This window comes from uncultured Acinetobacter sp. (assembly GCF_947626835.1).
GTDB lineage: Bacteria > Pseudomonadota > Gammaproteobacteria > Pseudomonadales > Moraxellaceae > Acinetobacter.
This window is the reverse complement of the sequence record NZ_CANQTS010000017.1, coordinates 20,688-44,886: the sequence shown is the minus strand read 5'-3', so window position 1 is coordinate 44,886 and position 24,199 is coordinate 20,688. Positions and strand designations below refer to the sequence as shown.

Annotated in this window: 25 protein-coding genes and 3 tRNA genes; 11 read left to right on the top strand and 17 right to left on the bottom strand. The window is 41.5% G+C overall.

Translation table 11 applies throughout. The annotated features are described in order from the left end of the window. Positions 1–28: 28 nt before the first annotated feature. The 10 genes from glmS to Q0Z55_RS08190 form a co-directional block, all read right to left on the bottom strand. The gene (glmS, locus tag Q0Z55_RS08235) at positions 29–1,867 is read right to left on the bottom strand and encodes a glutamine--fructose-6-phosphate transaminase (isomerizing) (RefSeq protein WP_297426875.1); all 1,839 of its coding nucleotides are present in this window, start codon (positions 1,865–1,867) and stop codon (positions 29–31) included. 12 nt (positions 1,868–1,879) lie between these two features. Then, complete coding sequence (glmU, locus tag Q0Z55_RS08230; protein WP_297426873.1) at positions 1,880–3,244, bottom strand: bifunctional UDP-N-acetylglucosamine diphosphorylase/glucosamine-1-phosphate N-acetyltransferase GlmU; 1,365 nt, start codon at positions 3,242–3,244, stop codon at positions 1,880–1,882. Between the two features lie 20 nt (positions 3,245–3,264). Continuing rightward, a complete protein-coding gene (locus Q0Z55_RS08225; RefSeq protein WP_297426883.1) occupies positions 3,265–3,741 on the bottom strand; it encodes a phosphatidylglycerophosphatase A in 477 nt (158 codons plus the stop codon). 22 nt (positions 3,742–3,763) lie between these two features. Further along, positions 3,764–4,681, bottom strand: a complete 918-nt coding sequence (thiL, locus tag Q0Z55_RS08220; protein WP_297426870.1) for a thiamine-phosphate kinase — start codon at positions 4,679–4,681, stop codon at positions 3,764–3,766. 13 nt (positions 4,682–4,694) lie between these two features. Next, on the bottom strand, positions 4,695–5,144 hold the full coding sequence (gene nusB, locus Q0Z55_RS08215; protein WP_297426867.1) for a transcription antitermination factor NusB: 450 nt from the start codon (positions 5,142–5,144) through the stop codon (positions 4,695–4,697). Between the two features lie 4 nt (positions 5,145–5,148). Next, entirely contained in the window at positions 5,149–5,619 is a 471-nt protein-coding gene (ribE, locus tag Q0Z55_RS08210) for a 6,7-dimethyl-8-ribityllumazine synthase (protein WP_122900914.1), read from the bottom strand. Between the two features lie 18 nt (positions 5,620–5,637). After that, positions 5,638–6,753: a bifunctional 3,4-dihydroxy-2-butanone-4-phosphate synthase/GTP cyclohydrolase II gene (gene ribBA / locus Q0Z55_RS08205; RefSeq protein ID WP_297426862.1), complete on the bottom strand. Its 1,116-nt coding sequence runs from the start codon at positions 6,751–6,753 to the stop codon at positions 5,638–5,640. A 375-nt stretch (positions 6,754–7,128) separates the two neighbouring features. After that, positions 7,129–7,204 (bottom strand) — tRNA-Gly (locus Q0Z55_RS08200). A 46-nt stretch (positions 7,205–7,250) separates the two neighbouring features. Beyond that, positions 7,251–7,326 (bottom strand) — tRNA-Gly (locus tag Q0Z55_RS08195). A gap of 47 nt (positions 7,327–7,373) precedes the next feature. After that, positions 7,374–7,446 (bottom strand) — tRNA-Gly (locus Q0Z55_RS08190). A 191-nt stretch (positions 7,447–7,637) separates the two neighbouring features. Between Q0Z55_RS08190 and Q0Z55_RS08185 the strand changes: the two genes are divergently transcribed. The 4 genes from Q0Z55_RS08185 (at position 7,638) to Q0Z55_RS08170 (ending at position 9,506) form a co-directional block, all read left to right on the top strand. Continuing rightward, positions 7,638–7,946 (top strand): BolA family protein, encoded by a 309-nt coding sequence (locus Q0Z55_RS08185; protein ID WP_297426881.1) that lies wholly within the window; start codon positions 7,638–7,640, stop codon positions 7,944–7,946. Between the two features lie 8 nt (positions 7,947–7,954). Continuing rightward, the gene (locus Q0Z55_RS08180) at positions 7,955–8,344 is read left to right on the top strand and encodes a SirB2 family protein (RefSeq protein ID WP_297426859.1); all 390 of its coding nucleotides are present in this window, start codon (positions 7,955–7,957) and stop codon (positions 8,342–8,344) included. 126 nt (positions 8,345–8,470) lie between these two features. Continuing rightward, positions 8,471–8,860 carry a hypothetical protein gene (locus Q0Z55_RS08175; RefSeq protein WP_297426856.1) on the top strand — a complete coding sequence of 130 codons (390 nt, stop codon included), beginning with the start codon at positions 8,471–8,473 and terminating at the stop codon, positions 8,858–8,860. A 55-nt stretch (positions 8,861–8,915) separates the two neighbouring features. After that, the gene (locus Q0Z55_RS08170) at positions 8,916–9,506 is read left to right on the top strand and encodes a threonine transporter RhtB (protein WP_297426854.1); all 591 of its coding nucleotides are present in this window, start codon (positions 8,916–8,918) and stop codon (positions 9,504–9,506) included. On the opposite strand, the gene Q0Z55_RS08165 is transcribed toward Q0Z55_RS08170, so the two are convergent. Continuing rightward, positions 9,503–10,141 (bottom strand): DedA family protein, encoded by a 639-nt coding sequence (locus Q0Z55_RS08165; protein ID WP_297426849.1) that lies wholly within the window; start codon positions 10,139–10,141, stop codon positions 9,503–9,505. The two genes, Q0Z55_RS08170 and Q0Z55_RS08165, sit on opposite strands and share 4 nt — an antisense overlap. 197 nt (positions 10,142–10,338) lie before the next feature. Between Q0Z55_RS08165 and Q0Z55_RS08160 the strand changes: the two genes are divergently transcribed. The 5 genes from Q0Z55_RS08160 (at position 10,339) to Q0Z55_RS08140 (ending at position 15,292) form a co-directional block, all read left to right on the top strand. Continuing rightward, positions 10,339–10,701, top strand: coding sequence for a NirD/YgiW/YdeI family stress tolerance protein (locus Q0Z55_RS08160; protein ID WP_297426846.1), 363 nt, complete (start codon positions 10,339–10,341; stop codon positions 10,699–10,701). Between the two features lie 151 nt (positions 10,702–10,852). Continuing rightward, positions 10,853–12,421: a glutamine-hydrolyzing GMP synthase gene (gene guaA, locus Q0Z55_RS08155; protein WP_297426843.1), complete on the top strand. Its 1,569-nt coding sequence runs from the start codon at positions 10,853–10,855 to the stop codon at positions 12,419–12,421. Between the two features lie 92 nt (positions 12,422–12,513). Beyond that, on the top strand, positions 12,514–13,446 hold the full coding sequence (locus Q0Z55_RS08150) for a restriction endonuclease (protein WP_297426840.1): 933 nt from the start codon (positions 12,514–12,516) through the stop codon (positions 13,444–13,446). A 136-nt stretch (positions 13,447–13,582) separates the two neighbouring features. After that, entirely contained in the window at positions 13,583–14,530 is a 948-nt protein-coding gene (locus tag Q0Z55_RS08145; RefSeq protein WP_297426837.1) for a pirin family protein, read from the top strand. A 105-nt stretch (positions 14,531–14,635) separates the two neighbouring features. Next, entirely contained in the window at positions 14,636–15,292 is a 657-nt protein-coding gene (locus Q0Z55_RS08140; RefSeq protein ID WP_297426835.1) for a glutathione S-transferase, read from the top strand. Positions 15,293–15,319: 27 nt separating this feature from the next. Here Q0Z55_RS08140 and Q0Z55_RS08135 read toward each other — a convergent pair whose 3' ends face one another. Together Q0Z55_RS08135 and argS are read right to left on the bottom strand one after the other, a co-directional pair. Then, complete coding sequence (locus Q0Z55_RS08135; RefSeq protein WP_297426833.1) at positions 15,320–15,919, bottom strand: SPOR domain-containing protein; 600 nt, start codon at positions 15,917–15,919, stop codon at positions 15,320–15,322. 154 nt (positions 15,920–16,073) lie between these two features. Beyond that, positions 16,074–17,864, bottom strand: a complete 1,791-nt coding sequence (argS, locus tag Q0Z55_RS08130; protein WP_297426830.1) for an arginine--tRNA ligase — start codon at positions 17,862–17,864, stop codon at positions 16,074–16,076. A 459-nt stretch (positions 17,865–18,323) separates the two neighbouring features. Here argS and Q0Z55_RS08125 point away from each other — a divergent pair, with 459 nt between their 5' ends. Continuing rightward, the gene (locus Q0Z55_RS08125) at positions 18,324–20,018 is read left to right on the top strand and encodes an NAD-dependent malic enzyme (RefSeq protein WP_297426827.1); all 1,695 of its coding nucleotides are present in this window, start codon (positions 18,324–18,326) and stop codon (positions 20,016–20,018) included. A 28-nt stretch (positions 20,019–20,046) separates the two neighbouring features. Here the strand turns inward: Q0Z55_RS08125 and Q0Z55_RS08120 are convergent, their stop codons facing one another. Then, positions 20,047–20,970 carry a Dyp-type peroxidase gene (locus Q0Z55_RS08120; protein ID WP_297426824.1) on the bottom strand — a complete coding sequence of 308 codons (924 nt, stop codon included), beginning with the start codon at positions 20,968–20,970 and terminating at the stop codon, positions 20,047–20,049. A gap of 160 nt (positions 20,971–21,130) precedes the next feature. Here Q0Z55_RS08120 and Q0Z55_RS08115 point away from each other — a divergent pair, with 160 nt between their 5' ends. Further along, positions 21,131–21,751, top strand: a complete 621-nt coding sequence (locus tag Q0Z55_RS08115; protein WP_297426821.1) for a LysE family transporter — start codon at positions 21,131–21,133, stop codon at positions 21,749–21,751. A 277-nt stretch (positions 21,752–22,028) separates the two neighbouring features. Here Q0Z55_RS08115 and znuB read toward each other — a convergent pair whose 3' ends face one another. The 3 genes from znuB to Q0Z55_RS08100 are packed head-to-tail and all read right to left on the bottom strand — an operon-like array spanning position 22,029 to position 24,088. Then, positions 22,029–22,829: a zinc ABC transporter permease subunit ZnuB gene (gene znuB / locus Q0Z55_RS08110; protein ID WP_297426818.1), complete on the bottom strand. Its 801-nt coding sequence runs from the start codon at positions 22,827–22,829 to the stop codon at positions 22,029–22,031. A 3-nt stretch (positions 22,830–22,832) separates the two neighbouring features. Further along, positions 22,833–23,618: a zinc ABC transporter ATP-binding protein ZnuC gene (gene znuC, locus Q0Z55_RS08105; protein ID WP_297426815.1), complete on the bottom strand. Its 786-nt coding sequence runs from the start codon at positions 23,616–23,618 to the stop codon at positions 22,833–22,835. Then, positions 23,594–24,088 carry a transcriptional repressor gene (locus Q0Z55_RS08100; RefSeq protein WP_297426812.1) on the bottom strand — a complete coding sequence of 165 codons (495 nt, stop codon included), beginning with the start codon at positions 24,086–24,088 and terminating at the stop codon, positions 23,594–23,596. Before Q0Z55_RS08100 ends, znuC begins: the two co-directional genes overlap by 25 nt. Between the last annotated feature and the right edge of the window lie 111 nt (positions 24,089–24,199).

Below are 24,199 nucleotides of genomic sequence, written 5' to 3'. Positions count from 1 at the left end.
ACAAGTGCCCTTTTTATTTAAGTTTTGTTTATTCGACAGTTACTGATTTTGCCAAGTTACGCGGCTGATCAACGTCGGTACCACGTAATACTGCAACATGATACGACAATAATTGCACAGGTACGCTATACACGATTGGCGCAAGAATTGCGCTAATACTTGGTACAAGCACCACATGTTGACGGTCTTTACAGCCAATACCACTGTTTTCATCGGCAAAGACAAACAGTTCACCACCACGTGCTTGTACTTCTTCCATATTGGATTTGAGTTTATCCAACATGTCATCTTGTGGAGCTAAAATCACCACAGGCATCTCGTTGTCCACTAAAGCCAATGGACCATGTTTCAGTTCACCCGCTGCATAGCCTTCTGCGTGAATATAAGAAATTTCTTTAAGCTTTAATGCACCCTCTAGAGCAATCGGGAATTGTGTACCACGACCTAAGAATAGGCAGTGTTGTTTTTCAACAAACAATTCAGATAAACGCAAAATCGAAGTGTCATTTTGCAAAGTATCTAGAATCACTTTTGGTGTATGCCAAAGTTCAGCGCTAATTTCAGCAATTTTATCGGCAGTGATGCTTTGCTTCACTTGACCAATTTTTAACACCAAAAGCATGAGGGCGGCAAGCTGAGTGGTAAACGCTTTGGTTGATGCCACACCAATTTCAGGACCTGCAAGAGTAAGTAAACTGTGGTGGGTTTCACGCACCATAGATGAGGTTGCCACGTTACAAATGGCCATGGTAGTGATGTTTAATTGTTTTGCAGCAGCACGTTTTTGTGTATCACGAAGGGCCGCTAAAGTATCTGCTGTTTCACCTGATTGTGAAATGCACAGATACAAAGTGTTACCTACTACAACTGGTAAGCGATAGCGGAATTCACTTGCGATTTCCACTTGGCAAGGCAGATCAATAATTTGCTCAAACCAATATTTTGCAATCATACCGGCATGGTAACTGGTACCACAGGCAATGATTTGCACTTGCTGAATATTTTCAAAATCAGCCACAGCTTCTTTTAAGAAATCACTACGTAGGGCATTGCCATCTAAAGCTTGTGCAATGGTTTGTTGAATCGCTTCAGGTTGCTCATAAATTTCTTTGAGCATGTAATGCTTATATTCACCTTTAGACGCATTGCTGACCGTGGCATCTAACTCTTTGATTGGACGTTCAACTGCATTACCATCGACAAATACCTCAATGGTATTACGGGTTAAGCGTGCAATATCACCTTCTTCTAGGTAAATGAAACGATTGGTAATTGGCAGTAATGCCAATTGATCTGAACTAATAAAGTTCTCGCCAATCCCGACACCAATCACCAACGGTGAACCTTCACGTACCGTGATCAGTTCATCAGGATGCGCGGTGTGTACGATGCCAAGAGCATAAGCACCTTTAAGCTGTGGCACCACCAATTTTACCGCTTCTAATAGGCTCGGTGTTTTCTTGAGTGCTTCAGCCACCAAGTGTGCAACCACCTCTGTGTCTGTTTGTGAAGTGAAGATATAGCCCAATGCTTGTAAGTTGGCTTTGAGTTCTTCGTAGTTTTCAATAATCCCGTTATGTACTACGGCTACATCACCTGATACATGCGGATGGGCATTATTTTCAGTCGGCTTACCATGAGTTGCCCAACGTGTGTGTGCAATCCCCAATGAACCGGTAATTTTTGATTGTTTCACTGCTTCAGCTAAGTTTGCCACTTTACCTACACGGCGCTCACGTAACACTTGACCTTGGCTAACTAAAGCCAAACCTGCTGAGTCATAACCACGGTATTCAAGGCGTTTTAGACCTTCAATTAGAATTTCGGTAATACTACGCTCTGCAACGCCACCAACAATACCACACATATTTATATCCTCTTATTTCTTAACCTTTTTGGGGCGTTGATAATTTTCTTTCGTGAGTTGTTTATTACGTTCAAAAGCAAGGCTGTGATTCGCAACATCGCGGGTAATCACCGAGCCTGCACCAACTGTTGCACCATGACCAATATTGACTGGTGCAACCAATGAACTATTGGAGCCAATAAAAGCGGCATCACCAATAATGGTTTTAAATTTGTTGGCACCATCATAGTTACAGGTAATGGTACCTGCACCAATGTTTGAACCCGAACCAATTTCAGCATCACCTAGATAAGTGAAATGATTGGCTTTAGAACCAACACCAATGCTAGAATTTTTCACTTCTACAAAGTTACCAATATGCACATCGGCAGCCAATTTGGCACCCGGGCGTAAACGTGCAAAAGGCCCAATTTGGACATTTTCACCCACCACAGCATTGTCAAAAACGCTATAGGGTTGCACTTTGGTGCCTGCAGCGATGGTGGTATTTTTAATCACACAACCTGCACCAATTTCAACGTTGTCACCTAAAGTAACATCACCTTCAATAATCACATTAATGTCGATGCATACATCTTGACCCACAGTTAAATGACCGCGTAAATCAAAACGACTTGGGTCAATTAAATGTACGCCTTGTTGCATTAATTGCTTAGCTTGGAAATTTTGAAATTCTCGTTCCAGCGCAGCCAATTGCACACGATCATTGACGCCTTCTACTTCAAAAGCTAAATTTGGCTCAACTGAGGCTACAGTCATGCCATCAGCCAATGCCATCGCCACGATATCAGTTAAGTAATATTCGCCTTGGGCATTGTCATTGGATAATTTTGGTAGCCATTCATGCAATTTAGCATTGCTGACACAGTAAATGCCGGTATTAATTTCTTGAATTTGGCGTTGTTCATCAGAGGCATCTTTATGCTCAACAATGGCTTGAATTGCGCCATTTTTACGTACAATGCGCCCATAGCCTGAAGCATCTGGTAAGGTCAAGGTGACTAAACCAATGCCTGTTTGTTGTGAAACATCCAGTAAGCGTTGTAGGGTGTCTTGAGTGACACAAGGCACATCACCAGATAAAATTAAGGCCATACCGTCTTGTTTAAGCACAGGCAATGTCATTTGTACTGCATGACCTGTACCTAACTGTTGTGCTTGCTCTACCCAGTCAATATGTTCCGTTTGGAAGGCATTTTGAACTAAGTCACCGCCGTGACCGTAAATGGTAATAATATTATTGGCATTTAATTGTTTTGCTGTTGCAATCACGTGCCCGAGTAAAGGACGTCCTGCAAGTGGTTGTAATACTTTCGGTAAGCTAGAACGCATGCGCGTACCTTTACCGGCAGCTAAGATAATAACAGTCGTAGACATGAAAAATCCTACTTAATGATCTATGTCATTGTAAAATGTAAGTATGCCCAGATACAAAATGCTGCCCAAATACCCGCGATAATATCGTCGAGCATGATGCCAACGCCCCCACTGACTTGGCGGTCGACAACATTGATTGGCCACGGTTTCCAAATATCAAAAATTCGGAATAGCACAAAACCAATCAGTATCCAGAATAGACTCATTTGCTCTAAGTAAATGAGAGGTAAAAAAGCAATAGATTGTCCTGCAAACTCATCCCAGACAATGCGCCCATCATCATGTACCTGCATGATTTGAGCTGTCTTTCCGCAAATATAAATTCCAATCAAAGACATGAGGACGACAGCTAATATAGTGTTTATAAAGCCAAATGCAAGCCAAATAGGAATAAATATCAACGCAAAGGCAGAACCAAATGTCCCCGGTGCTTTAGGCATTAAGCCTGAGCCAAAACCTACTCCACAAAACACAATGCAGCGCTCAAAAGGTGACATATGGCTAAATTGAATCGGTTTTTTAGGCAAAATGTTGATATCCGTGAAAATCGAGAGAGTAAGCTAATCCATTTTGGGTAAATTCTAGCCCAAGTTTAGATTGTACTACACCAATTTTACGATAATTCGTTGTTAAATTTCTTTGTTTTAATTTTACATAGTGCTCGGGGCTAATGGTAAAACATAACTCATAGTCATCACCGCCAGCCAAGGCGTATTGATAACGCTGTTCATGCTGTAAATAACGCAAAGTTTCACTCAAAGGTAAATCATTCAGCTCAATTGAAGCGCCAACTTGAGAGGCTTTTAAAATATGCCCTAGATCTTGGGCTAGGCCATCTGACACATCAATCATGCTCGATGCTAAGCCTTTTAAGGCTAAGCCTAGTTCGCAACGTGGGGTTGGATAATCAAGACGCTGTTGTAGAGGATGACCTAAATGCGCCAGTCCATAAGCAGCGTCGCCGACGGTGCCACTGACACAAATATAATCGCCCGGCTTTGCACCAGAGCGTTGTACTGCTTGACCTTGTTCAATCCAGCCAAGAGCAGTGACGGTAATAGTTAAGTGTGGGCTTTGCGTGGTGTCGCCACCAATTAAACTCACCCCAAATTGATCGCAACAATCATATAAACCTTGGCTAAAGTCGCTAAGCCAAGCATGATCAATTTGGGGTAGGCTCAGGGCCAATAAAATACTATGCGGTTTGGCACCCATTGCAGCAATATCAGATAAATTTACCGCAACTGATTTCCAACCAATGGAGTGAGGATGGGTGTTGATCGGAAAATGACGACCTGCCACTGAGGTATCGGCACAAATCACCAATTGTTGACCGTGGGGTGGGGTAAGCACGGCTGAGTCATCACCCACACCTAAATCGACAGCATTTTTATTCTGTCGATTAAAGTAGGTTTCGATAATGGAAAACTCAGCCATGACAACACACCAATTAGTTGGCTTGTTGCTTTTCTGCTGCACGTAAAGTCGTTGCTAAGCGATCTAATACACCATTGATGTATTTGTGGCTATCGGCACCGCCAAAATGTTTAGCAAGCTCAATCGCTTCGTCTAAAACCACGCGATATGGAATTTCAAGATGTTCTTGAAGTTCATATGCGCCTAAACGAAGTGTCGCAAGTTCAACGCCATCTAAGGCAGTTAATTCGCGATCCAACACAGGGATTAATAACTCATCAAGAGATGCTGAGTTTGCAACCACTTGAGTCAACAATTCATGATAGTAGCCAAGGTCCACTTTATGCATAGCATTGTCGGCACGTGTGCGTGCTTCAATTTCATGCACAGGGTTGTGGCTCATTTGCCATTCATAAATACCTTGTACAGCAAAGCGACGTGCTTTACGTTTTGCTGCATAAGTTGCTTGAAGTGTTTGCGACATAGCGTTAAATAGCCTTTAACAAGTTAACCATTTCAATAGCAGTTAAGGCAGCTTCGCTACCTTTGTTGCCTGCTTTCGTACCAGAGCGTTCAATCGCTTGTTCGATACTGTCCGTAGTTAAAACACCATTAATTACGGGTAAACCGGTATCTAGACCAACAACGCCTAAACCTTTGGCACATTCACCAGCAACAAAGTCAAAGTGAGGTGTGCTACCACGAATTACCGCGCCAAGAGCAATGATTGCATCAAACTTATTGGTTGCAGCAAGTTTTTTTGCCACAACTGGAAGTTCCCAAGCGCCGGGTGCATGAACAACAGTGATATTATCCTCTGATACACCATGACGTTTCAATGTATCAATTGCACCTTCTAGTAAATGTTCGACCACAAAACTGTTAAAACGACCCACTAAAATCGCATAACGGTCTTCATTTGCAAGATGCAGCATACCTTCAATACGGCGAACAGCCATAATAACCTCGATAATTTCTTAAGATGTTTGATTTGCGGTGATGTATTCCACCACTTCTAAGTTAAAACCTGAAAGCGCATTAAAACGTAATGGTGAACTTAACAGTTTCATTTTCTCTACGCCTAAATCACGTAAGATTTGTGCACCCACACCAATGGTTTGGTATTGCTGTGACAAGGCTGCATTAGATTTAACGCTTTTGGGGGCGATTAAACTGTCTAAGGCAGGTCCTAAATCTTGTAAATGGCGCTGACCAATCCACACTAATACACCACGTTCACTATTGGCAATGGTTTTTAGTGCTTTATCTAAATTCCAAGCCGGCTCGCCATCTTGTTTGTTGAGTTTTAATAAGTCACGCGCGGGGCTAAAACCATGTACACGTACAGTGGTTACACCTTCGGCAGGCTCGCCTTTGACCAAAGCTAAATGAATATCAGGATTACCAAGTTCACGGTAGCGATATAAGTCAAAAGTGCCGTATTCGGTGTCTAATTTTTGCTGATCAATACGTTCAACAGTTTGCTCATTGGTCATACGATAATGAATTAAATCGGCAATCGTACCAATTTTAAGACCATGCTTTTCTGCAAACACTTCTAAATCGGGGCGGCGCGCCATAGTGCCATCTTCATTAATAATTTCACAAATCACAGAAGCGGGTTCTAAACCTGCTAAACGCGATAAATCACAACCGGCTTCGGTGTGACCGGCACGGTGCAATACACCACCTGGCTGTGCCATGAGTGGGAAGATATGTCCCGGTTGCACAATGTCGCTTGGTTTAGCATGTGCTGCTACTGCAGTTTGAATGGTATGCGCACGTTCAGCCGGTGAAATGCCGGTAGAGATGCCATTTGCCGCTTCAATTGACAGGGTAAAATTCGTGCCGTGTTGGGCACCGTTGGCATCTACCATCAGTGGTAAGTTCAGCTGCTGACAACGTTCCTTACTTAAGGTCAAACAAACAAGGCCACGCGCATGCGTGATCATAAAGTTGATGTCCTCAGGACGTACGTGGGTGGCAGCAATCACAAGATCACCTTCATTCTCACGGTCTTCGTCATCTATAAGGATAACCATTTTTCCTGCACGGATATCTGCTACAAGCTCTTCAACTGTATTGAGCGGCATCAACCTTCACCTTCTTGTTTGTCCATCAAGGACATTGCATTACATTGATTATGGGGCATAGTCTAACGCTTTTAGATGTGTTTTGACTATGCTTATTGATTTTCCCTAAAGGTCATTGTTATACACAGCGCATTACAATTTGAAAAGGGGCAGAGCAAAGACTGTGCCGATTATGACGCCTGTTTTGGGAATTAAAATGCATAAAAAATGCGAAAAATAGCAAAAAAAGTGCAAAGTTATGGCTAAAATCAAACAGATGCGTCCAAATCGCTCTATATCTTGGTCATTTTCATTTAAACGCCGCATTTATTTGATTGCTTATTCTGCATACAGACGAAAAAAACCCTGAATAAAAATTCAGGGTTTTTTCGAATTTGGAGCGGGAAAGGAGACTCGAACTCCCGACCCCAACCTTGGCAAGGTTATGCTCTACCAACTGAGCTATTCCCGCGGAGTCTATTCGGTTTTTTAAATAAAAAACTAAATCAAAAAAAATTTGGAGCGGGAAAGGAGACTCGAACTCCCGACCCCAACCTTGGCAAGGTTATGCTCTACCAACTGAGCTATTCCCGCGGAGTCTATTCGGTTTTTTAAATAAAAAACTAAATCAAAAAATTTTGAGCGGGAAAGGAGACTCGAACTCCCGACCCCAACCTTGGCAAGGTTATGCTCTACCAACTGAGCTATTCCCGCATGGCTACGTATAATACAGAAGGAAAAATTTAGGTCAACTACTTTTTATGATTGATCAGTTTGATTGCATAAAATTAAAGCAATTTGGCCGATTTTTTTAAATTTTTGACTTAAATAGGCTTAAAAAACCCGTCACTATAGCTTTTTAGCGAAGCACGCTATACTTAAATTGAATTTAAATAAAGGTTTACATCATGTTAGAACAGCAATTACGTGAGCGCTTAAACACGCTGCAACCTAGCTATTTACAAGTCGTGAATGAATCCTCAGGACACGGTGGCTATTATCCAGGCAAAGAATCACATTTTAAAGTTGTGATTGTTAGTGATGTATTTGCAAGTTTACGTTTAGTACAGCGTCATCAAAAAATTTATGCAGCAGTGGGAGATTTACTCAGTCCTGGGAATATCCATGCTTTAGCGATTCACGCTTTTGTGGCAGATGAGTGGCAAGGTCAAGATACATCAAGCCCTGAATGTGCTCATGCACCCAAAACTTAAGGTGATGTATGGATACTCAATTAATCATTAAAATTGTACATATGAGTCTGGCAAGCCTACTGATTTTGGTGGTGTTTGCACGTGCTGCAACTTTATTGGTTGGTGTACAGGGCGAACAGCCTAATCCTGTAGCACGTAAATTGTTGGTCGGCTTACAGCATTTTTCGGTCACTTTTGTTGTGATCACCGGTTTAGTAGCTTTGTATTTAAAGGATTTTGCGGTTGAGCCATGGTTTTATGCCAAAGTGGTGCTGTTTTTTGTGATGCTGTCTTCTTTAAGCAAAGCTTTTAAACAAGATCCTCAGTTGTTATTAACCCAACGCCGTGCTGGTATGATGCTTGCGGTAGTAGCGCTGCTATCCTTAATTGGTTTAGTGATGATTAAGCCTGTATTTTAAAACTTTTATGGCTTAAATCCTCACTAGCATATTGAATAAAAGCTCGGTCAATAAAATAAACCCAATTGACGGCAATTGGCTAATCATTGTTCAATAGCTTGAACGATATTTAATCTTGAGATGGGTATGAAAAAATTAACACTTGGCATGCTCGTGCTGACTACAATGTGGCTTAGTGCATGTTCTTCTGCGGTCAAACCAATTTACGTTTCACCTACCCAATATCAAGCACTGACCTGCTCACAATTGCAAAGTGAATATAACCGCATTGCTGACTATATTGCCAATGGTGTAGAAACACCTAAACGTACGGGTATGGGTGTGGGTATTGGTTTAGGTGGTGGTTGGGGCAGCCGTGGCGGTTGGGGGCTAGCACCTAATATCTCAGTCAATATGGGACAATCAAGCAATACCAAACGTACAGAAGAGGCACGTTTATTGGGTCAGCAAGAAGCGATTGCGCAAGCGGCAAAATTTAAAAACTGCCCATTGTTGATTCGTCAACCACAAAAATAATAAGACTTGGCATTCATAAGGATTTGAATGCTCTAGATCAATTTAAGGATAAAGCATGCTAGAGAATTGGTTTTTTCTTGTTGCAGTATTTGCTGTGCTGATGATTCCGGGGCCAACCAATGCTTTGTTGGCCAGTTGTGCGCATCAGCAAGGCATTGCCAAAACCAGTTTGTACGTGCCTATACAGTTGGCAGGCTATGCTTATGCGATTGGTTTATGGGCTTTATTTATTCATTTAATGCAGCCCATTTGGCCGAAAATTAATTTGATTGCACATATTGGAAGTAGCTTATATACCCTCATCTGGGCATTTTATTTATGGCAAGCCAAACATTTGGAAAAGCATAGCCAAACTCATCCCGCAATTAAGTTATATCAGTTATTTTTTGCCACCTTAAAAAACCCTAAAGCTTTACTGTTTGCCGCGGGTATTTTTCCCATGCAAACTTGGGAGCATCCCTCTATTGCACTGCGCGTATTTAGTTTTTTTAGTATTATTTTAATTCCGACTGCTTTTTTTTGGATGTGTTTTGGACGGGCATTACTCAATCCTGACAATAGCCAAAAAAATGCCGATCGCTTATATAAAGGATCGGCAGTATTGCTGGTGGTATGTGTCTTGCCTGTTTTAATTGGCTTACTTTAAGCTAAATTTTTATTAAAGAATTTTTGACGGATAAAACCAATCACCCCGGGTAATACACTTAAAATAATGATGCCAAAAATTAAGTAAGTGAAGTTATCTTTTACAATCGGTAAGTTACCAAAGACATAGCCTAAAATCACAAATGAGCTAATCCAAATGGCAGCACCCACCACGTTATAGGTTAAAAAATACTTATAATTCATGCTGCCAGCACCTGCTACAAAGGGTGCAAAGGTACGTGCAAACGGTACAAAACGCGCAAAAATAATGGTTTTTCCACCATGTTTATCAAAGAATTTTTGCGTAGCGTATAAATGTTTTTTATTAATAAAACGTGATTCGATTTCAAATACACGTGGGCCAATATATTTACCAATATGATAATTTAAAGTATCCCCCAAAACCGCTGCCACAAACAGTAATGGAATCAGCACCCAAGGATTCATCGCCCCTGTAGATGCCGCAAGAGCACCTGCTGCAAACAATAAACTGTCGCCCGGTAAGAATGGCATGACCACTAAACCTGTTTCGACAAAAATAATTAAGAATAAAATGCCATAAATCCATATCCCATAATTGGTGATGAATTCGAGCAAATGATCATCGACATGTAAAATAAAATCGAGCAATTCCATGGGCAGCAACAAGCGAAAGTTTGCGCAAATGCTAACAGTCTAAAAGCTGAAAGTCAGCAGTTAAAAGCAATAATTTGCCTTGGCTTTAACTTCTCAATCACACGTTCAAGCAATGCGCAAATACCACCAAAAATTACAATATATATGGATTGGCTCTTTACAATAAAATGACCAAAATATAAACAATAGAGGTAAGCATGAAAAAAATAATCACAGCGCTAACGGTGGCTATGGCACTTGCTGCAAGCCCAATGGTATTTGCAAAAACAGACCAAGCTTTACTCAAAGAAGCGGCTAAAAACTCAGTCACCGTCGCCAAAGCTAAAACACTAAAAGATGAAACAGGTGTCTCATTAACTGGCAGTATCGTACGTCATGTAGCAGGCGAGGAGTTTGAGTTTAAAGATGCAACAGGCAGCATTATGTTGGATATAGATGATGACTTGTGGCAACCGATGCAGCTAAAAGCAGGTGACCGTATTAGAGTAATGGGAGAAGTGGACACGCATCGTTCTAAGCCTACTGATATTGAAGTAATTAAAATTGAGCGGCTGAAATAAGCAGCAAAAAATTCAATTTGTCCTAAGATCTAGCCCTAAACTGGATAAAAATATCCAGTTTAGTTTTTCACCTAATCTGAATAGTGTGTCTAATCGTTGGAAAAATGCTAGAATAGCGCGCTTATATTCGTTGCCTGCATAGTTGTTTGCCATGACTACCAATACCCAAATTACTGAAGATCGTATCCTGATTTTGGACTTCGGTTCTCAATATAGTCAGCTTATCGCACGTCGTGTACGTGAAGCTGGCGTTTATTCAGAAATGTATGCGTTTGATATGTCTGAAGAAGACATTCGTGCTTTTAATCCAAACGGTATTATTCTTTCAGGTGGCCCTGAAAGCGTTTACGTTGATGGTAGCCCACGCGCACCGCAAGTTGTGTTTGAGCTAGGTGTTCCTGTTCTTGGTATTTGCTACGGTCTACAAACCATGTCGCATCAGCTTGGCGGTAAAGTTGAGCCAGGTGATGTACATGAATTTGGTTATGCAGAAGTTGATATTCAAGTACGTGACCAATTGATTGGTGATCTTGAAGATTCTGCCGACAAGCTCAAAGTATGGATGAGTCATGGCGATAAAGTGACTGCCATTCCGACAGGCTTCCAAGTGACTGCAAGCACACCAAGCTGCCCATTTGCGATGGTATCTGACGAAGCACGTCGTTTCTACGGCATTCAGTTCCACCCAGAAGTTACACACACGGCTAAAGGTGCTGAGTTACTGTCTAACTTTGTGCACAAAATCTGTGGCTGTCGTGCGCTTTGGAACTCTGAAAACATTATTGATTTACGTGTTGAACAACTTCGCGCGCAAATTGGTGATCAAAAAGTATTATTAGGTCTTTCAGGTGGTGTTGATTCATCTGTTGTGGCTGCATTGCTTCATCGTGCAATTGGCGATCAATTGACTTGCGTATTCGTAGATAACGGTTTATTGCGTTTGAACGAAGGCGAGCAAGTGATGGACATGTTTGCCAAAAACATGGGTATCCGTGTGATTCGTGCTGATGCTGAAGAGCGTTTCTTATCTGCACTTGCAGGTGAAGTTGATCCTGAGAAAAAACGTAAAATCATTGGTCGTGAATTCATTGAAGTTTTTGCTGAAGAAGCACGTAAGTTAGACGGCGTAAACTTCCTTGCACAAGGTACGATTTACCCAGACGTGATCGAATCTGCCGCAACCAAAAATGGTAAAGCGCATGTGATTAAATCACACCACAACGTGGGTGGTTTACCAGAAGATTTAGCCTTTGAATTGGTTGAACCAATCCGTGACTTGTTTAAAGACGAAGTGCGCCGTTTAGGTACAACTTTAGGTCTACCATTTGAAATGCTGTATCGCCACCCATTCCCAGGTCCGGGTCTAGGTGTACGTATTTTGGGTGAAGTGAAAAAAGAATATGCTGACATTTTACGTTTAGCAGATGACATCTTTATGCAAGAACTTCGCGCAAGCGGTTGGTACGATAAAACTGCACAAGCATTCGCGGTATTCCAACCTGTTAAATCGGTGGGTGTTGTCGGTGATGGTCGTCGTTATGCATGGGTGATTGCACTTCGTGCTGTTGAAACAGTAGACTTTATGACGGCACGTTTTGCGCATCTTCCGTATGATCTTGTAGATAAAATCTCGACACGTATCATGAACGAAATTGCTGATGTTTCTCGTGTGGTATATGACGTTTCAAGTAAACCACCTGCAACAATTGAATGGGAATAATTTCCTGACGGAAATTATTCAGTAAAAAAGGACGCTTAGGCGTCCTTTTTTACGCTTATAATTAATCAAAAGAAGACTTTATTAAGAATGATATGTCACTACCTACTTATGATCAGTTAATGTTGCCTTTAATGAAATTGTTGTCCGGGCTAAATGAGCCAATTAAAATTTCAGATGCAGCTGTAATTTTAGCTAAAAGATCAAAGCTCCCTGAAGAAGGTCTCCAAAAAGCATTACCGAGTGGGAAAAACATTTTTAAAGATCGTGTCGCTTGGGCGAAAACTTATCTAGTGAAAGCGGGATTAATTACGCAACCTAAAAGAGCATATTGTGAAATTAGTAGCTTAGGTAAGACTATTGATTTGGACAACTTGAATGCAATCACAAATAATTTCTTATCTCAGTTTGATGGATTTAATGATTTTAAATTTGGGGGTAAGCAAAGCGATGAAAATGATTTAAAAGTACCAATGAATAATGATCATCATAGAGAGTATCTTGAGACACAAACTCCAGAAGAAACTATTCAAAACACGACTGAATTATTACTAACAAATTTAAAAAGTGATTTATTGAATATGGTGAAGGAAAAAACGCCTTCATTCTTTGAAAGATTAGTGGTTGATCTTCTTGTGGCAATGGGATACGGCGGTTCACATCAAGATGCTGCACAAGCTATTGGTAAAACCAACGATGGTGGTATTGATGGTGTAATCAGTGAAGATCGTTTAGGACTCGATAAAATTTACATTCAAGCCAAACGTTGGGAGCAAACTGTTCATAGACCAGAAATTCATAAATTTTTAGGGGCTTTGACAGATAAAAAGGCTAAGAAAGGTGTTTTCATTACAACATCTGATTTTAGTAGTGGAGCCAGAGAAACCGCTAAAAATTCAGATATAGTTTTAGTTAATGGAAACTTACTAACATCACTCATGATTGAATTTGGTTTAGGTGTGCAAATTGAGCGGAGTTTTCACATTTACAAAATCGACCAAGATCGATTTGATGAAGATAATTTTTAGAGCCTTATAAGACTCTTTTTTGTTACCAAATAAAAATAGGCTTGTCCTACCCATAGGATTTAGCGTATCAAATCATATATGGCTTCGTAGCCTTACAGGAATTAGAATCTAGTCACAGCAACATTTAGGATGTGTCATGACCAATAACAGCTATACCGAAATTTCGCATTCTGATGATTGCGCAAAATATGTAAATCAATTTATTCAAACGTTTACCTTACGCCGTGCTGAAATTGGGCAGGGCACAGTGATTAAACGCGCTTTACCCAGCCGCGAAAAACGTATGATTGGCGCATGGTGTTTCTTAGATCATGCAGGGCCAGTACATTTCCCACAAGGCGATGGTTTAGACGTTGGGCCACATCCGCATATTGGTTTGCAAACCTTTACTTGGATGATTGATGGCACCATGTTGCATGATGATAGCGTTGGCTCAAAACAACTGATTCGTCCAAAACAAGTCAATTTGATGACCGCAGGTTATGGTATTTCGCATACCGAAGTGGCACCAGACCATGAAACCCAAATGCACGCAGCTCAGTTGTGGATTGCATTGCCGGATGATAAACGTAATATTGCACCACGTTTTGATCATTACCCAGAATTGCCTGTGGTGATGAAAGATGGTATTGAATTTACGGTGTTGGTGGGGGATTTCTTATATACCACATCGCCGGTAAAAGTACACAGCGAATTGTTAGGCGTAGATTTAACATCAAAAGCTGCCACAAGTAGCACTTTAAGCCTTAATCCACGCTTTGAGTACGGATTTATGGTGTTAGAGGGTGAAGCAAGTATTCATGGGCATGAACTTAATGATGATAACTTCTTATTTGCTGAACCAGGCTTAACTGAACTTAAGCTGGATTTAGCTGCCAATAGTCGTGTCTTGTTATTAGGTGGCGTGCCGTTTGAGTCGCCAATTTTATTATGGTGGAATTTTGTTGGTCGTACCCAAGAAGAGCTGGCCGAAGCACGTCAACAGTGGGTTGAAGGTCATTCACGTTTTGGCAGTATTCCGGCCTATGAAGGCCCACGTCTAGAAGCGCCTGTATTACCTGAACGGATGCGTGCCAGTAAATGAGACTGTTAAGGCTATGCGCGATCTCATAGCCTTTATGTAACTGAGGCAGATTTTCTTAAGCAAAGCTCGTTATATTTTATGTAAGACCATAACTGGAATGTTGAGATGATCTGCTTACACCACTTAGAACAATCACGCTCATTACGGATTCTATGGGCTTTAGAAGAATTACAACTGGATTACGAGGTTAAATTTTATCAACGCCTCAGTAATTTTGCCGCACCTGCCCAACTTAAAAATATTCACCCTTTAGGTAAAGCACCGATACTCACCGATGGTGAATATACAATTGCCGAATCTGCTGCAATTTTAGAATATCTACAACAATATTATGATGTAGACGAGCAATTTAAGCCGCAACAGCCAACACCAGCACTCGCCTATCGTTACTGGATGCATTATGCCGAAGGCTCACTTATGCCATTGTTATTAATGACCTTTGCCATGAATGAGGCACCCAAAAAGCTGCCGAAAGCTTTACAACATACTGTAGATAAGATGCTTACAGGGGTGAAGCAAAATTTACTCAGCGCACGTTTAAAAGAGCATTTAGAATATTTAGAAGATTATTTAACTCAGCAGGCTTATTTTGCTGGTGAGTTTTCTTTTGCTGATATTCAAATGAGTTTTGGCTTACAAGCAGTGGCAACACGTTTTGGGGCTCAATATGGCAATATTCAAGCCTACGTACAGCGTATTGAAGCCCGACCTGCCTATCAACGTGCTTATGCCAAAGATCAAGCTTTACAACAAGATAGATAAAAAAGCGACCTTTAGGTCGCTTAAGTTTTAGCGCTTAACCACAATTGAGTCAATGCCGCTATGTTGTAGAGTTTGTTGAGCATTAATTGCCGCATCTTGAGAGTCATATGGTCCTGAGATCACCCGATACCATGTTTCGCCATTTTCTTGGATTTCTAAAATATCAGCCGATAAACCATTTAAGATAATTTCAGCGCGGCGTGTATCAGCCTGATCGGGGTCGTTATAGCTGCGCACTTGTAAAATATAACTGCTTTTGGCTTCTTCAGCGCTGATTAAGCCAGCTTGATTAGCGGTTGCCTCAGATGCAGGTGCTTCGGGTGCCTCTACAATCACAACTTTGCTGCTGCTTTGCGTTTCAGGCACAGCTTGATCTGGAATTGGGGTGACTTGTTGCTGTGGCAACAGTTCATAAAAACGGTAATCTTTGTTGGTGTCTTCTTGATTATATTCGGTGGTGACTTGAGGTTTGGTCTGTACAGGTGACCACGGTTTCCACAACATCAATGCGACAGCAAAACACAGCAGAATTAAAATGACCACTAACATCCATAACCATGTTGGGATGAGTGGTTTTTTTTGCCGATTCGGTCGTTCAGATACACCGCGTTGCGTTTTTCCAAACACGTAGATTTCCTTTTGTAAGCAGATCGAGTTGATAACCACTTGTAACGATTCAAGGGCCTAAAGTCAAACCTTAAGCCCTTGATTTCACGATGTCATAACAATCGTTTACATCGTGATGTAAAACTTTAAAATTTGCCTCAAAGGCAAATCTATATTACATACTTTGTGGTGCAGATACGCCAAGTAACTCTAAACCGTTACGTAGCACTTGCTGCACATTTACAGACAACAACAAACGTGCTTGAGTCAGCTCAGCATCATCACCTAAGACTTTGTTTTCGTTATACCAACCGTGGAATAACGCAGCTAACTCTTTTAAGTAGTTACCTACTTGGTGTGGTTCATAGCTGTTTGCAGCACGTACCACAATTTCAGGATAAGCGGCAAGTTTAGCTAAAATTTCAGTTTCCGCATCTAACTCAAGTTTAGCGGCTAAAGCACGTGCAGTGGCTACATCAAAGTTTACATTTAATGTGGCGGCTTTTTCTAACATACGGCAAATACGTGCATGGGCATATTGAATGTAGTACACCGCGTTGTCTTTGCTTTGTGAAACCGCTAGGTCTAAGTCAAAGTCAATGTGTTGTTCTGATTTACGCATTACGTAGTAAAAACGTGCAGCGTCGTTGCCGACTTCTTTACGTAGGTCGCGTAAAGTCACGAACTGACCTGAACGAGATGACATTTGAACCATCTCGCCACCGCGCCATAAGCTGACAAACTGTACTAACAGTACAGTCAATTTTTTCGAGTCATAACCTAAAGCATCAATAGCTGCTTTTACCCGCGCAATATAGCCATGGTGGTCAGAACCCCAAATATCAACTACATCAGTATAGCCACGTTGTAATTTATCTAAATGGTAAGCAATGTCAGAGGCAAAATAAGTGGTTTGACCATTACGACGTTTGACAACACGGTCTTTTTCATCACCAAATTCGGTTGATTTAAACCAAATATTGCCATCTTTTTCATACAAGAAACCACGTTGATCAAGCGTTTGTAATGCTTCTTCAATTTTCGTGGTTAAAGAGGCTTCGCTAAACCATTGATTAAAAGTGACACCAAATTCGCCAAGATCGTCTTTAATGTCATCAAGAATGGCTTTTAACGCTGCTTGATGGAAAACACGATACCCTTCGCCAATTAAGTTTTGTGAGTTAAAGATTAAACCATCAATGTGTTTTTCTTTATCACCTGATAGCACCACTTTATTGCCATCTGCATCTAATTCGTCAGCATATTGCACATCCTCAGGCACATCTTTATACACATCCGCTACAGGACGAACATGAGCATCGCCATCTTGATCGATAATGCTTTGTGCGATGTGTTTTACGTAGTCGCCTTGATAGGCATTTTTAGGGAAAACAAGTTCCTGACCTGTTAACTCTAAATAACGTAGGTAAGTTGAAGTGGCTAAAATGTCCATCTGACGACCAGCGTCATTGACATAATATTCACGGTCAACGCTTGCACCGGTTGCTTCTAACAAGTTAGCCACTGTCATGCCGTATGCTGCACCACGACCATGACCTACGTGTAGGCTAGAGGTTGGGTTAGCAGATACAAATTCAACTTGGATACGTTTTTGCGCATTAACTTGAGTACGACCATATTGTGCAGCTTGAGCTTGAATGGCATCAAGCACAGCAAAACGTTGGTCGGCATTTAAGAAGAAGTTAATAAATCCCGGACCTGCGATTTCAGCTTTACTGATATCAGCCACTTCAGGGAGTGCTGCTAAAATCTTTTCCGCTAAATCTCGAGGCTTCATACCCGCAGCTTTCGACGCGATCATGGCGATATTAGACGCAAAGTCACCGTGAGTGCGGTCTTTCGTACGCGTTAAGTTACCGTTATTATTAAAGTCGGATGGGAGTACACCTTCAGCTTGAAGGGTTTGCACTGCATGATCGAGCGCTGCTTGGATTGCCGTGTTCATATTCAGTCGAAAATAAATGTCGCAGAAAAACGGCAAATATAGCAAATTTCGCACTGTTTAGGTGAAGGCATTTGTTGTGAATAAATAATGTACGATATTTTTTTTCAAAAAGTGCAGTACTTTTTAGCCATCTGAGTACTTGCCTGTAAAAATAAGCCTTTAAACGAAGCTGAAAAATGTAATATATTTCACCTATAACCTAAGAGCAGGCTAATCGTGGCTAACGGACTGTACTGGCTTTTGATGGCAGCAGTGACAATGCTTTTCAGGTTTTTTATACACAGCTAAAACAAAAAAAATGCACCCTTTTAGCACTATTATCTACAAAAATTAATTTGATATTGCTATCAATTTACTAAATATACAATTGTTGCAAAATAGGGTTAAGCTCAAAGCACAGGATAGTCAAAGTGCAATGGTTGCACGTCCATCATTGTAGTGAAAATAACGAGCTTAGGCATGACCGTAGACGATTTTAATAAACCTTTATATCTTCCTTATGCAGGCAATAATTTGCTTGAATTGCCTTTATTAAACAAAGGTTCAGCCTTTAGTGCAGAAGAGCGTAGCCACTTTAATTTGCATGGTCTTATTCCACATGCAATTGAAACGATCGAAGAGCAAAGCCAACGCTCTTATCAGCAATACTGTGCCTTTACTGATGACATTAACCGTCATATCTATTTACGTAATATTCAAGACACCAACGAAACCTTGTTTTATCACTTAATCGAAAATCACTTAACTGAAATGATGCCGATTATTTATACCCCAACGGTGGGTGAGGCATGTCAGCGTTTTTCTGATATTTATCGTCGTCATCGCGGTGTCTTTATTTCTCATGCTGACCGCGGTCATATTGACGAGATTTTGCATAACGTCACCAAAAAAAATGTCAAAGTGATTGTGATTACTGATGGTGAGCGTATTTTAGGTTTAGGTGATCAAGGCATTGGCGGCATGGGCATTCCAATTGGGAAATTGTCTTTATATACCGCGTGTGGTGGCATTAGCCCAGCGTATACCTTACCGATTACCTTAGATGTAGGGACTAATAACCCACAGTTACTCAATGACCCTATCTATATGGGCTTGGCACAACCGCGTATTAGTGGCGATGAATACTATGACTTTGTGGATGAAGTGATTGCTGCGATTCAACGTCGTTGGCCTGATGCACTGCTGCAATTTGAAGACTTTGCACAAAAAAATGCCATGCCATTGCTCAATAAATATCGTGATCAAATTTGCTGTTTTAACGATGATATTCAAGGCACAGCAGCCGTGGTTGTGGGCAGCTTGATTGCAGCAAGTCGTGCCGCAGGTAAGCAACTTAAAGATCAAGTGGTGGCATTTTTAGGTGCAGGTTCAGCAGGTTGTGGCATTGCTGAACAAATTGTGGCGCAAATGGTGGCTGAAGGTTTAAGTGATCTAGAAGCACGCGCTCGTATTTTTATGGTGGACCGTTTTGGCTTAATTACCAATAATCAGCCTAACTTGGTCGATTTTCAGCGTCCTTTAGCTCAAGATGCTGTAAAGGTTCAAGATTGGACCAACAGCGCAGACATGATTTCATTACTTGATGTGGTGCAACATGCCAAACCGACAGTACTCATTGGGGTGTCGGGTCAGCCGGGTTTATTTACTGAAGAAATTATTAAGACCATGGCAAGCCACTGTGAGCATCCTATTGTATTGCCATTGTCTAACCCAACATCACGGGTAGAAGCAGCACCAAGTGATGTGATTGCATGGACAGAAGGTCGTGCTTTAATTGCGACGGGAAGTCCATTTGCACCGGTGAATTATCAAGGCAAAATTTACAATATCTCGCAGTGTAACAACTCGTATATTTTCCCCGGTATTGGTTTAGGAGTCATTGCGATCGGTGCGCGCCGTGTTACTCACGCTATGCTCATGGCATCAAGTATTGCTTTGGCAGAATGCTCACCAAAACTACAGGACATTAGTGCTGATTTGTTACCAGAACTTGACCAAATTCAGCAGGTTTCTCGTTTCATTGCCTTTAAAGTGGCACAAGCAGCCATGGCAGATGGTGTTGCACCTTTAATGAGTGATGAAGCGTTAACAGCAGCCATTGAAAAGAATTTTTGGACGCCGCAGTATCGCCCTTATAAGCGTGTGACGTTTTAAATAAAAAAGGCGCTTTAAGCGCCTTTTTTTATGCAGTTTCCAGTATTTGTTCAAGTAACTCTTCACTTGGGGCAAAATAATACGCGCCATCCATTGGGGTCACAAAATGCAGTAAACGGTCATGAATACCATCACCACTAGTACCAAACATTTGCAATAGCATATGGTCAATAATAGTAAGGTCACGGGTATAGGCAATAAAGAATAAACCTTGATCACCGCGACCATCACCATATGGTAAGGAGTGACGCAAAATGGCCAGTTCTTCGCCTGTTTCATCTTCTACAATGGCACGTGCGGTATGTGCATTGTTCGGTTTAACGTCATCAGGCAGCTCAATACTTTCTAATTTAGTACGCCCGATGACTTGTTCTTGGGCATCTACTTTGAGTTTTTTCCATTTATCTAAATTGTGTGCATAACGCTGTGCAAATATAAAAGAACCATCGGCAAAAATCCCTGCGTCTTCACTTAACAATGCGGTTTCGGCACGATCATCAGGAAATTGTGGGTTTTCTGTGCCATCAATAAAGCCAGTTAAGTCACGACCATCAAAATTACGGAAGCAAACGCGCTCATCTAATACTTCAACTTGATCTTGAATGCCCTCAAAAAAGGCTTGGCTTAAGGCAAAGCAAATATCGGTACGCTGCGCGGCAATATGAATCAACACATCGGCTGGGTGTACGGGCATGTCAAAGGAGCCATGAATAGCTTCAAGTTGTTTAAAACCTTGAGGACTTTGGCTGTAGAGCTGTTGCCAAAGTTCTGGACCAAATGCCACTGCTGTTTTGATTTGAGCATGTGGATGTTGGGTGATTAAACGGTCGCGTGTACTGAATAATGCTTCAAGCTGTTGTTTGAGTCGTTCAACTTCTAAGTCTTTTAGGCGTAGCACAATAAAACGTGCATGGTCAGAAGGTAATGGCAAAATGACAGATTGAGCGGTCATGCTTAGCTCCTTAATATATTCTTGCTATTTGGCTGTGGACTATTGTGCCCGAGGCACTCTGTACTGCATAGGGGAGAGTGAACATTTAACTCAGCTTTGCCTCTGCTAGACCAGAATAAACATTCTATAATAGCCTTTGATTGTGTTTTGAGTATGCGTGATGTCTTATCAACTTTGGCTGGGCTTTATGGTGGCATGTTGGGTCATTAGTGTATCGCCAGGTGCAGGTGCAATTGCTTCTATGTCAAGCGGACTCAATTATGGCTTTCGTCGGGGTTACTGGAATGCTTTAGGTTTACAATTGGCTTTGTTGGTACAAATTGGCATTGTGGCAGCTGGCGCAGGGGTGTTGTTTGCCACCAGTCCGTGGGCATTTTTAGCCATTAAATGGTTTGGCGTGGGCTATTTATTGTATTTGGCTTATCTGCAATGGCGTGCACCGGTGCAAAGTATTCAGATTCAGCAAGAACAGCCTACAAAATCTGCGGCTAAATTGGTGTTGAGCGGCTTCTTGGTCAATATGAGTAATCCCAAAGCTATTGTTTTTTTATTGGCAGTACTTCCGCAGTTTTTAGATTTATCTCGTCCACAGTTGCCGCAATATTTAATTATGGCATTGACCATGATTACGATTGATTTGATGGTCATGGCAGGTTACACAGGTTTAGCAGCTAAAGTGCTACGTTTATTACGTTCTCCAAGTCAGCAAAAAATCATGAACCGTAGCTTTGCAACCTTATTTGCTGGTGCAGCTTTGTTATTAAGTTTGGTACATCAATAAAAGAACAGCCCGACATCCTGTCGAGCTGTTCTGTATGCGGTATTTTAGGTATAACTCCTGTTGTACATCACGTTCCTGATGCAAGAACTTATGATTGTTTTTTTATGTTCTGGAACTTCCTGTTCCTATGTAATAAGGATAATCCACTCGATAGGTAAGTGATATGCAGCATACGCCACAACTGTTGTAAGTATTGGCTTACAACAGTGTAGGTGAGGAGCTAAATGCACTTTTGAGGTGACTTTTTGGTGGGATATGGTAGGGCAGGGGAGTGCTTTTAGGCTGTCTTACGCAGCTTTTGTAGACTAAAGATCACAGCAAATAGCAAAGACATGGTCATGACAATGCTTAAACCGCTAGAGATATTTAAACCAGCACTTGACCATAAACCCACACTCACGCCAAGTTGTGCCACCACAAATGCCCATATCAACATTTGTTTAGGAGAATGTGCCAATAAGCGTGCGGTCAACGCTGGAATCACCAATAAAGCGCCCATGAGTAATGAACCAACAGCTTTAAGCGCCAATACGGTAAACAATGCCAACAGCAACATAAAGACTAAGCGTTGCCATTTGGCGTTAATGCCTTCACTGATGGCAATATCAGGGTCAATCGCAACTTGGATTTGTGCATGCCAATATTTATAAAGAATCACTAAGGCAGTGGCAATTACCAAAGCAAAAACAGGTAAGTCTGACCATGCAATTTGCAGCAAGTCACCAAATAAATAGCTTAGTAGTTCAGGTCTTAAACTTGGGATATGCTGAATAAACAGTAAACCTGAACACAGTAAGGTCGCAGAACACAATGCCAATAAAGCATCATTAGGTAGGCGTGGGTCATGCAATACCCAAAGAATGCCCACCAGAAGTAGGGCAATAAAACCGACTCCAAACCAAAGTGGTAAACTTAGAGCACCTGCAATCGCAACACCCAATAAAGTGCCATGTGCCATGGTGTCAGCAAAAAATGACATACGACGCCAAAGCATTAAACAGCCTAATGGTGCGGTCAAAAACACCAATAAGGTTCCCATGATCCATGCCGGCAGTAACAGCTGTAACCAATCCATCATGTATTAAACTTCCGGTTCTGGGTGAATATGCGGGCGTGGATCATGTTGACACGGGGTTGCTGTATCGCCATGCGCACAGTGGTCGTGATGATGTTGATAAAAGACCCGATTACTACCAAAGATCGCTTGGTATTCTGGATGCTGCTGTACGTTGGCCGGTGAGCCACTGCAACAGATATGCTTATTCAAACACACCACGCGATGTGTGCCTTGCATAACCCACTGTAAATCATGCGACACCATCAGTACCGCACAGCCATATTTCGCCGGCAAGCTACTCACATAGGTATAAAGTTCAGCTTCAGATTGAATGTCTAAGCCTTGCATCGGTTCATCAAGTACTAAAATATCGGGCTGACGCAATAAAGCACGAGCAATTAACACACGTTGCCGTTCACCACCTGAGAGTTGCTGAACTTTTAATTGATCCAATTTGGCAATGCCGGTATCGCGAATCACTTCGGCTTTAATGCTGGCATCACATTTTTCAAGTGCCAATAAATCACACACACGTAGCGGTAAACTATGTGAAGGATTAAATTTTTGTGGCACATAGGAGAACTTTAATTTTTTTTGGGTTAACACTTGTCCGCTTTGCGCTTTAATAATCCCAAGTAAGACCTTAATTAAAGTCGATTTACCCGCGCCATTCGGACCAATTAAAGTCACGATCTCTTGTTGATGCAAACTAAAGTCAACATGTTTTAAAATATCGCGTTGATCAATGCGCACGCCAATGTCACGTAACTCAATTAAAGGCGGATTCATAGCGTTTGACACTGTTGGCAAATACCTGAAATTTCAATAATGCTGTGATGCGGGGTAAAGCCATCATCATCGGCCAAAGTTTTAAGCTGTTGTAACAAGGTTTGGGCTGAGGCTTCTTTGACTATTTTACATTCGGTACAAATTAAAAATGCGGCTTGATGACCTTCACGTGGATGACAACAAGGAATATAAGCATTAATAGAGGTTAAGCGGTGAATCAAACCTTTTTCTAATAAAAAGTCTAAAGTCCGATACACGGTAGGTGGCGCCGCAGGGCGATCGGATTGACCTTTAATTTTGGCCAATAAATCATAGGCACCCATAGGACCTGTGGCATTTAAAATCAGTTCTAAGACTTCTTTACGTAAAGGGGTTAAACGCGCGCCCGTTGTAGCACAGAGACTTTCTGCTTCTGCTAAACGCGCTGCCACATTGTGATGATCGTGGACGCCGTGCAAAACATTATGGTGTTCATGCGAACATAAGCTCATGCGCAAACCTCAGTTCGGAGAGTCAAGAAAAGTGGACATTAAATTTTAGCACGAAGCGCTTAGACTTTCGATTACGCATAGGTATTTTTGTTCTATTGTTATATTATAACA